Raw genomic sequence first — 8113 nt, 5'->3', positions numbered from 1 at the left:
GGGTGGTGCCGCCCGATCCGGTCAGCGGGCTGCGCAGGTCGGGCGCCAGGTTGCGCCGGGTCAGGGCCAGCCCGGCCGCTCCGACCCGGGCCGCCCTGCGCACCGTGCCGGGATTGATCCCGCGGGCGTGCCGAACGACGTCGCGGCCGAGCCCGGTCACCGAGCCGGCGACCGCCTTGACCCGGGAGCGTTCGACGGACGGGGCCGGGGTCGGCACCATCTGGTCGCCGAGCGGGGCCCCGTCGGGAGTGGCGTCGAACAGGATCGTCAGCAGCTCGGTGCCGGACACCCCGTCGACCATGCTGTGGTGGATCTTCCACGCGACGGCGAACTGGTCGGCGGACAGGCCGTCGACGACCACGAGCTCCCACAGCGGCTTGGACCGGTCGAGCTGGAAGGAGATCAGGTCCTCGATGGCGTCGCGCAGGCCGAGGTGTCCGGGCCGCGGGGCGGTGACGGCGCGGACGTGGTCGTGCATGTCGAAGTCCGGCGCGGGGATCCACTCCGGGCGGTTCACGTGCAGCGGCGCGGGCCGCACCATCTGGGTGTAGCGAGGGATCCGCGCGATCTTGGGCGCGAGCGCCTTGACCACCTCGTCCGCACTCGGCGCGGTGCCGTCGACCAGGGCGAACCCGCCGACGTGCATGTGGTTGCGCCCGTCCTCCTCGGTGTAGAAGAAGAACGCGTCCAGCGCGGACATCCGGTCGGTACCGTCAGACATCGCGGCCGTTCCTCTCGATCAGCTGACGCATGATCACATTGCGCTGGATCTCGTTCGTGCCCTCACCGACGACCATCAGCGGAGCATCCCGGAAGTACCGCTCCACGTCGAACTCGGTGGAATAGCCGTACCCGCCGTGGATGCGCACCGCGTCGAGCGCGACCTTCATCGCGGTCTCGGACGCGAACAGCTTGGCCATGCCTGCCTCCATGTCCACCCGGCGCCCCGCGTCGTACTCGCGGGCGGCGTAGAGGGTGAGCTGGCGCGCGGCCTCCAGCGAGGTGGCCATGTCGGCGAGGTAGTTGCCGATCGACTGGTGCTTCCAGATCGCCTTGCCGAAGCTCTCCCGGACCTGCGCGTAGGCCAGCGCGTCCTCGAACGCGGCCCGGCCGACACCGAGCGCCCGCGCCGCGACCTGCAGCCGCCCGGTCTCCAGGCCCTTCATCATCTGCGCGAAGCCCCGGCCGGGGACGCCGCCGAGCAGCCTCGAAGCAGGAGCGCGGTAGCCGTCGAAGACGAGCTCGCAGGCCTCCACGCCCTTGTAGCCCAACTTGGGCAAATCCTTGGAGATCGTCAGGCCGGGACCGGGCTCGACCAGCAGGACAGAGATCCCGCGGGAAGCCGGCTGCGCCGTCGGGTCGGTTTTGCACAGCAGCGCGGTCAGCCCGGCCCGGCGGGCGTTGCTGATCCAGGTCTTCGCGCCGTCGACGACGTACTCCTCGCCGTCGAGCCGGGCCGTGGTCGTGATCGCCTGCAGGTCCGAGCCGCCGGCAGGCTCGGTCAGCGCCATCGTGGCCCGGACCTCGCCGGTGGCCAGGCGCGGCAGCAAGGCCGCCTTCTGCTCGTCGGTCCCGAAGGCCACCAACAGCTTCACCACCACGGTGTGGCCGCCCATCGCGCCGGCCAGGCTCATCCAGCCGCGGGAGAGTTCCTCGGTGACCAGGACGTAGCACTGCATGGAAACCGCGGTGCCGCCGAACTCTCCCGGGACCGCGAGGCCGTAGATGCCGAGCCGCTTCATTCCCTCGATCAGGGCCTCGGGGTAGGTGTTCGCGTGCTCGAGCTCGCGGACCACCGGCCGGACCTCGCGGTCGACGAACTCGGCGACGGTGCGGACGATGTCGCGCTCGTCGGGGCCTAGTGCGTCGAGGTGTCCCACGGTGCCAGTCTCTCGGGGGCAGGTCTGGCGAAAGAAGTGCGCGTACTCAATAATATAGGCCTAGACCTTTTCTGAACATCCCGCGGAGGAACCATGGTCGGCACCACCGGGCTGGTGACCCTCCGCTGATGTCCGAGGAAGTGCAGCTGTCCCCGTACGACGAGCTTCCGGTGCACCAGACCCCGCAGCCTCTGTCGGTGGTCGCGAACACCGACCCCGGGTTCGACGACGGCTACTTCTTCGGGGTGTTCTCCGCCGATGCGGAGACCTTCCTGTTCTGCGGGCTGCGGGTGAACCCGAACACCGACCTGGTCGCCGGCTACGTCGGGCTGCTCCGCGGCGGCATTCAGCGCACGGTGCGATTCAGCCGCACCTGGCGCGAGCTGTGCGACACCGTGATCGGGCCGTTCCGGTTCCGGATCGTCGAGCCGTACCGGGACATCCACCTGACGCTGAATCAGAACTCATCCGGCTTGGCGATGGACCTGCACTGGCTGGGGACGGCGCCCGCCTACACCGAGGCCCACCACTGGGCGACCAACCGGGGCCGGCCCACCACCGACCAGACCCGCTACGTGCAGGCCGGGACCGCGTCCGGCTGGATCTCCCTCGACGGCGAGCAGATCTCCGTCGACGGCTGGTCAGGCAGCCGGGACCACGCCTGGGGGCTCTACTTCGAACGGCCGCCGCTGGCGCCGGACCCGCGCTGGCTGCCGCCCCGCGCGGCCGAAGGCGTGCCCCGGGCGCTCCGCTTCTGGACCCTGTTCAACTCCGTCGGTTCAGACGGCCCCGGCCTGGCCGGGTTCTACGCCCTCCACGAGGACCCGGACGGCCGCCAGGTCCCGATGAACGACACCTTCGGCACGCCGTTCGAGGGCCGCTTCCACGTCGGCTACGACGGCGAGGTCGTCGACCTCGTCGCCGGTTCGCACGAGCTGACCTTCGTCCCGGGCACCCGACTGATCACGGCGGCACTCATCACCCTGACCGACGCCGCCGGGGGAACCTGGACCCAGCAGGTCCGTCCCGCCGGCCCGCCCTGGCTGACTGCGACCATCGGCTACCAGGCCGGCAGTTGGAGGGACGGCGGCTCGATGCGGACCTACCACGGACCCGGCGTCTCGTTGGAGTACGACGAGCTCGACGTCTCGGCCCAGCCGGTGGACCACGAGATGTACGACGGCACGAAGTTTCCCGGCCTGATCGGCAAGGAGTACGTCTCGGAGGTCGTCACCACCGCCCCCGACGGCCGGGTCTGGACCGGCGCCGGGCACACCGAACTGTTTCTCGACGGCCGCTTCTCCCCCTACGGATTCGAGAGCTGATCCTGTGACATCAGAAGAGGTGGCTGCCCAGACGGCGGCCGGCAGTGCTGACAACGGCAAGACAGCGAAGGAGACCCGATGACCGACGTCGACGTCCTCGTGATCGGATCCGGCGCCGCCGGACTGTGCGCGGCCCTGGCCGCCGTCGAGCACGGCGCGGAGCGGGTCCTGATCGCCGAAGGCTCCGCGGAGGTCGGTGGCTCCTCCCGGCTCTCCGGCGGGATCGTGATGGGCAGCCGCAGCGCGATCCAGTACGCGAACGAGATCCACGAGGAGGAGGACGACCTCTTCGCCGACTACCGCTCGCTGATGCGGTGGGACATCGCCGCCGGTCCGGTACGCAAGTTCGCCCGCCGCAGTGGGGAGACCATCGACTGGCTGGCCGCGCACGGCGTCCCGTTCTTCGAGCGGCTGATCTTCGGCGGTGAGGAACGTCAGCCGCGTTCGCACGCCGTCGACGGCGGTGGGCAGGCGCTGATCGAGGCGCTGCACCGGGCGGCGAGCACCCGGGACGTCGACATCGCACTCGGGCAACGGGTGGATCGGTTGCTGGTACAGAACGGCCGCGTGGTCGGCGTCGCGGTGGGCGAGGACGAGATCACCGCCGGCGCGGTCGTGCTCGCCACCGGCGGCTTCGGTGCCTCGCCGGAGAAGATCGCCGAACTGTTCCCGTCGGCCTGGGACCCGGAGCGGACCTGGTACATCGGCCACGACGGCGCCCGCGGCGACGCCCTCGACCTCGCCGGTGCGGTCGGCGCGCAGGTCACCGGTCAGGACCGTGGGCTGCGCACCCTGGGCCCCGGCGGAACATTCGTCAACGAGGCGCTGCTGCCGGGCTGGGTCGTGCTGCTCGATGCGGACGGGCACCGCTTCGCCGACGAGACCGCGCCGTACGGGATCCTGGACAACGCGGTGCGCGCGCACGGCAACCGCTGCGTCGCGTTCATCGACTCCGCCGCGCTGGCGCCGCCGGCCGAGTTGGCCGACCGCTACCGCCTCGCCTACAAGCAGGTGTGGCCGAACCACCCCCCGTTCCGGCCGCGGCACTACACGCCCGACATGATCGAGTTCATGCTCGGGCAGAAGCGCGCGTTCGTCGCCGACGACCTCGCCTCGCTCGCGACCGAGGTGGGACTGGACCCGGTCGCGGTCACCGGCGAGATCGTCCGCTACAACGCCTTCGCCGACGCGGGCTCCGACGATGACCACGGCAAGGCCGGCAAGTTCCTGTTGCCGTTGCGGACGCCGCCGTACTACGCGGTGCCGCTGTACCCGATCGCGGTCAACGTCACCGGAGCCGGGCTGCGGATCGACGACTGCGCGCGGGTGATCGGAGCAGACGGGCAGCCGGTGCCCGGGCTGTTCGCGGCGGGCGAGTGCACCGGCGGCCTGTTCGGGCCGCTGTACATGGGCAGCGGCAACTCCCTCGGCCTGGCGACCGGCATCGGCCGGATCGCCGGCGAGACGGCGGCATTAGAGGCGAGGGCCGTCGAAGCGACAGGAGAGCGGCACTGATGGCACGTCATATCCTTGTGGTCCAGACCGAATGCGTGCCGGGCCAGGAGAAGGTGTTCAACGACTGGTACGACCAGGTGCACGTGCCCGAGGTGCTCGACGTCCCGGGCTTCGTCCGCGGACAGCGCTTCGAGGCCGTCCCCGCCCTGCGCGGCGAGCTGCCGGATCGCCGGTTCCTCGCCATCTACGAATTCGAGACCGACGACCCCGCCGTCGCGCTGGCCGACCTGCGCCAGGCGATGCGGACCATGAACATGGACTCCTCGCTCGACATGGACAAGATCATCGCGTTCGCCTATGCAGCGCACGCCCCGGCTCTGGAGGCCGCACCGTGAGCATGCCAGCCGTTCTCGAGGACTTCTTCGCGGCGATCGAGAAGCGCGACGTCGAGGCCATGAGCGCCTGCTTCACCGAAGACGCCACCTACGCGACCGCCGTTCCCCTGCCGGCGTTGGTCGGCCGCGAGGCCATCGTGACGATGTTCGGAAGCCTGCTCGGCGCGGTCGGGTCGGCGCGATTCGAGATCGTCGGCTACACCGTCGACGGCGACCGGGTGTGGACCGAGCGGATCGACCACTTCACCTTCGGCGACCGCCCGGTCGCAATCGAGTGCATGGGGGTCTTCGAGCTCGTCGAGGGCGACCGGATCAAGGCCGTGCGGGACTATGTCGACATGAATACCTGGCGGGAACGCAAGGGCGCATGACCTTCGCCGCCACTCTCGCCGCGCAGCGGCCCGACGAGATCGCCCTGCGAGCCACCGACGCCGACTGGACCTGGGCCCAGGTCGACGCGGCCCTGCGGCCTCTGGTGAACGGCATGCTCGCGGCGCGCTACCGGCCGAATCGGCGGGTGGCGATCTACGCCGAGAACAGCGGCCAGACGGTGCTGTACTACGCGGCCGCCACGCTGGCCGGGTGCTCCGCGGTAGCGGTGAACTACCACCTCACCCCCGAGGAGGCCGCCTACATTCTGACGCATAGTCAGGCCGATGTGCTGATCGTCGACGACAGCACCGCCGAGCGGGGCTGGGCCGCGGCCCGACTCGCCGGGGTGCTCGTGGTGGTCGGGGGGTCCGGGGCGGTCACGGGGACGATTTCACTGACCCAGGCGTCCGCGTTCGGCGGCGAGGCCGAGCCGGCGACCTCTCATGAACCACGGCCGACGATGGTCTACACCTCCGGCACCACGGGAACACCGAAGGGCGTCGAGCTGCCGTGGACCTCGTGGGTCGGCGGGTCCTCGATCGACGAGCACCTCTCGCGGCTGGCTGAGGGCTCGATGGTGGCCCATGGCCGGCACCTGATCGTCGGGCCGATGTACCACTCCGGACCGATCACCGGCACCCGGCTCTTCCTCGGCGGCGCCCCGGTGACCGTGCTCGGGCGCTTCGACGCCGAACGGTTTCTGGCCACGATCGAGCAGCACCGGATCGGCTCCACGATCGTGGTGCCGACCCATCTGCAGCGGGTGATGGCCCTGCCCGCGCAGGTGCGCGAGCACTACGACCTGTCCCCGCTGCGCTTCATGCTGCAGGTCGGCGCGAAGTTCCCGGAGCCGGACAAGCGCGCGGCGATCGAGTGGCTCGCCTCGGCCGGCGTGCCCGACGTGCTGTATGAGTCCTACGGCGCCTCCGAGGTCGGCACCACCTGCATGATCAGCGCCGCGGAGTGGCTGGAGCGCCCCGGCTCGGTCGGGCGCGCGGTGCCCGGCTTCGAGGCGATGATCCTCGACGAGGAGGACAAGCCGGTCTCCCCCGGGACCGAGGGACGCCTGTTCTTCCGGGCGGACGGGCAGGGCATGCGCTACGTCGACGGCACCGGGACCGACGCGGGTGCGCCCTTCACTCTCGGCGAGATCGGGGTGATGGACGAGGCCGGCTACGTCTGGATCACCGATCGGGCCTCGGACATGGTCGTGTCCGGCGGGGTGAACATCTACCCGGCCGAGGCCGAGAAGGTGCTGGCCGATCACCCCGGCGTCGCCGACGTTGCCTGCATCGGCGTCCCGCACCCCGACCTGGGCGAGGCCCTGGTGGCACTCGTGGTCGCCGTCGACCCCTTCGCCGAACCGGCCGCCGAGGACCTGCTCGCGCACTGCCGGGAGAACCTGACGCTCTACAAGTGCCCCCGCGAGATCGTGTTCGTCGAGGCCCTGCAGCGCACGCCCGTGGGCAAGGTCGACAAACGCGAGATGCGCGCGCCGTATTGGCCTTAGCTGATGCGCGTAACGCCGACCGCCCCTAGGGCGGTGTAGACGTGGGAAGGCCTCAGCGCGCAGAGCGGTCGTCGCTTGTTGTAGATCCCCGGCCCGACGCCCGCAACGTTGCGGGCGTTGGCATCGTGGTCCGTGGCGCAGGCTCGGGAGAATCCCTCGGTCTCCGCCTGGGTCGACCTCGCTGCCGCGGCAACAGCACCCGCCGCGCTGCCGTTATCCCGGTCGGCCAGGCGCCTCGCCAACTTGCCAAAACTCGGTCCTCGCGCCGGCGAGACCGACTACTGACTGACCATCAGGACCACTACGTATGCGGCTTTCCTGCCACTCAGCCACTACATATTGAACTGTCGGTGGGGGGTCGTAGTGTCGTTCACGTGGAGGGGTTGTCGGGGCTGACCGGTCACCAGGTCGTCGGGGTACTGCGGGAGCGGTACGCCGACGAGGCCAGGGTGCACGCCGCCCTGCTGGAAGCGGTCTGGGAGACCGTGCGCAGCGCCGAGCCGGACTCCACGGACCGGATGTCGGATCCGGATGAGTGGTCCTCGGCCGAGGTGCGGGCCGCGTTGGGCCTGACCCGCAGGGCGGCCGATCGCCTGGCCTCTGATGCGCACAGCGTGATGCACCGCCTTCCGGAGTTGCACGATGCGATGGCCGCCGGAGACCTGGACGCGGCGCGGGCGCGGCTGATCGGGGACTGGACACTGGAGCTCTCCGCCGAGCACGCGCACCAGGTGTGCGCGGAGGTCCTGCCGCAGTGCCAGCTCTCGGAGCAGACCCAGCTCACCACCGGGCAACTGGCCGAGGAGATCAAGACCAAGGCGATCGCCCTGGACCCGGAATGGGCCCGGCGCCGCTACGAGCGCTCCCTGCAGGACCGGCGGGTGACGGCCTCTCGCACACCTGATGGCACGGCGAGCCTGTCCGGGCGCAACCTGCCACTCGACCGGGTCGCCATCTCGGTCAACCGGCTGGACAGCCTGGCGAAGACCGCGAAGCGGGCCGGGGACCCCCGCCCCATCGACCACCTCCGCGCCGACCTGTTCCTCGCCATGACCGATGGCACCTACCTCGGTCTGAACGAGGACCAGATCTTGGCCGCGCTCCTCGCCTCCCGCCCCGGAGCGCAGCCCACCGCGGGGCCTGCCCCGGCTCCCCCACCCGCGTCGAGCCCACCGG

Annotated in this window: 8 protein-coding genes; 6 read left to right on the top strand and 2 right to left on the bottom strand. The window is 70.6% G+C overall.

What is annotated here, in order from left to right; genetic code table 11:
- The coding region (locus tag H0X00_RS18990; protein ID WP_293773948.1) for a wax ester/triacylglycerol synthase domain-containing protein at positions 1–721 on the bottom strand (721 nt) is incomplete at its 3' end.
- Entirely contained in the window at positions 714–1880 is a 1167-nt protein-coding gene (locus H0X00_RS18985) for an acyl-CoA dehydrogenase family protein (RefSeq protein ID WP_293773947.1), read from the bottom strand. The genes H0X00_RS18990 and H0X00_RS18985, both read right to left, overlap by 8 nt.
- A 128-nt stretch (positions 1881–2008) precedes the next feature.
- On the opposite strand from H0X00_RS18985, the gene H0X00_RS18980 reads away from it, so the two are divergent.
- From H0X00_RS18980 to H0X00_RS18955, 6 genes are all read left to right on the top strand, one after another.
- On the top strand, positions 2009–3205 hold the full coding sequence (locus tag H0X00_RS18980) for a hypothetical protein (protein ID WP_293773946.1): 1197 nt from the start codon (positions 2009–2011) through the stop codon (positions 3203–3205).
- A gap of 78 nt (positions 3206–3283) precedes the next feature.
- On the top strand, positions 3284–4720 hold the full coding sequence (locus tag H0X00_RS18975; protein ID WP_293773945.1) for an FAD-dependent oxidoreductase: 1437 nt from the start codon (positions 3284–3286) through the stop codon (positions 4718–4720).
- Complete coding sequence (locus tag H0X00_RS18970; RefSeq protein WP_293773944.1) at positions 4720–5055, top strand: DUF4286 family protein; 336 nt, start codon at positions 4720–4722, stop codon at positions 5053–5055. The genes H0X00_RS18975 and H0X00_RS18970 overlap by 1 nt, the downstream gene beginning before the upstream one ends.
- Before the next feature lie 2 nt (positions 5056–5057).
- Positions 5058–5426 carry a nuclear transport factor 2 family protein gene (locus tag H0X00_RS18965; RefSeq protein WP_293773949.1) on the top strand — a complete coding sequence of 123 codons (369 nt, stop codon included), beginning with the start codon at positions 5058–5060 and terminating at the stop codon, positions 5424–5426.
- Positions 5423–6937 (top strand): AMP-binding protein, encoded by a 1515-nt coding sequence (locus H0X00_RS18960; RefSeq protein WP_293773943.1) that lies wholly within the window; start codon positions 5423–5425, stop codon positions 6935–6937. The genes H0X00_RS18965 and H0X00_RS18960 overlap by 4 nt, the downstream gene beginning before the upstream one ends.
- Before the next feature lie 374 nt (positions 6938–7311).
- Positions 7312–8113: DUF222 domain-containing protein (locus H0X00_RS18955; protein WP_293773942.1), on the top strand; the 802-nt coding region annotated here is incomplete at its 3' end.

This window comes from Sporichthya sp. (assembly GCF_013815995.1).
In the GTDB taxonomy this organism is placed as follows: Bacteria; Actinomycetota; Actinomycetes; order Sporichthyales; family Sporichthyaceae; genus Sporichthya.
The sequence above is the reverse complement of the archived record's forward strand: the minus strand, read 5'-3'. Positions and strand labels throughout refer to the sequence as shown.

Bases quoted from the DNA above. Each gene is read 5' to 3' on its own strand.
- H0X00_RS18980 (WP_293773946.1), top strand. From the start codon at position 2,009: ATGTCCGAGGAAGTGCAGCTGTCCCCGTACGACGAGCTTCCGGTGCAC.
- H0X00_RS18975 (WP_293773945.1), top strand. From the start codon at position 3,284: ATGACCGACGTCGACGTCCTCGTGATCGGATCCGGCGCCGCCGGACTG.
- H0X00_RS18970 (WP_293773944.1), top strand. From the start codon at position 4,720: ATGGCACGTCATATCCTTGTGGTCCAGACCGAATGCGTGCCGGGCCAG.
- H0X00_RS18965 (WP_293773949.1), top strand. From the start codon at position 5,058: ATGCCAGCCGTTCTCGAGGACTTCTTCGCGGCGATCGAGAAGCGCGAC.
- H0X00_RS18960 (WP_293773943.1), top strand. From the start codon at position 5,423: ATGACCTTCGCCGCCACTCTCGCCGCGCAGCGGCCCGACGAGATCGCC.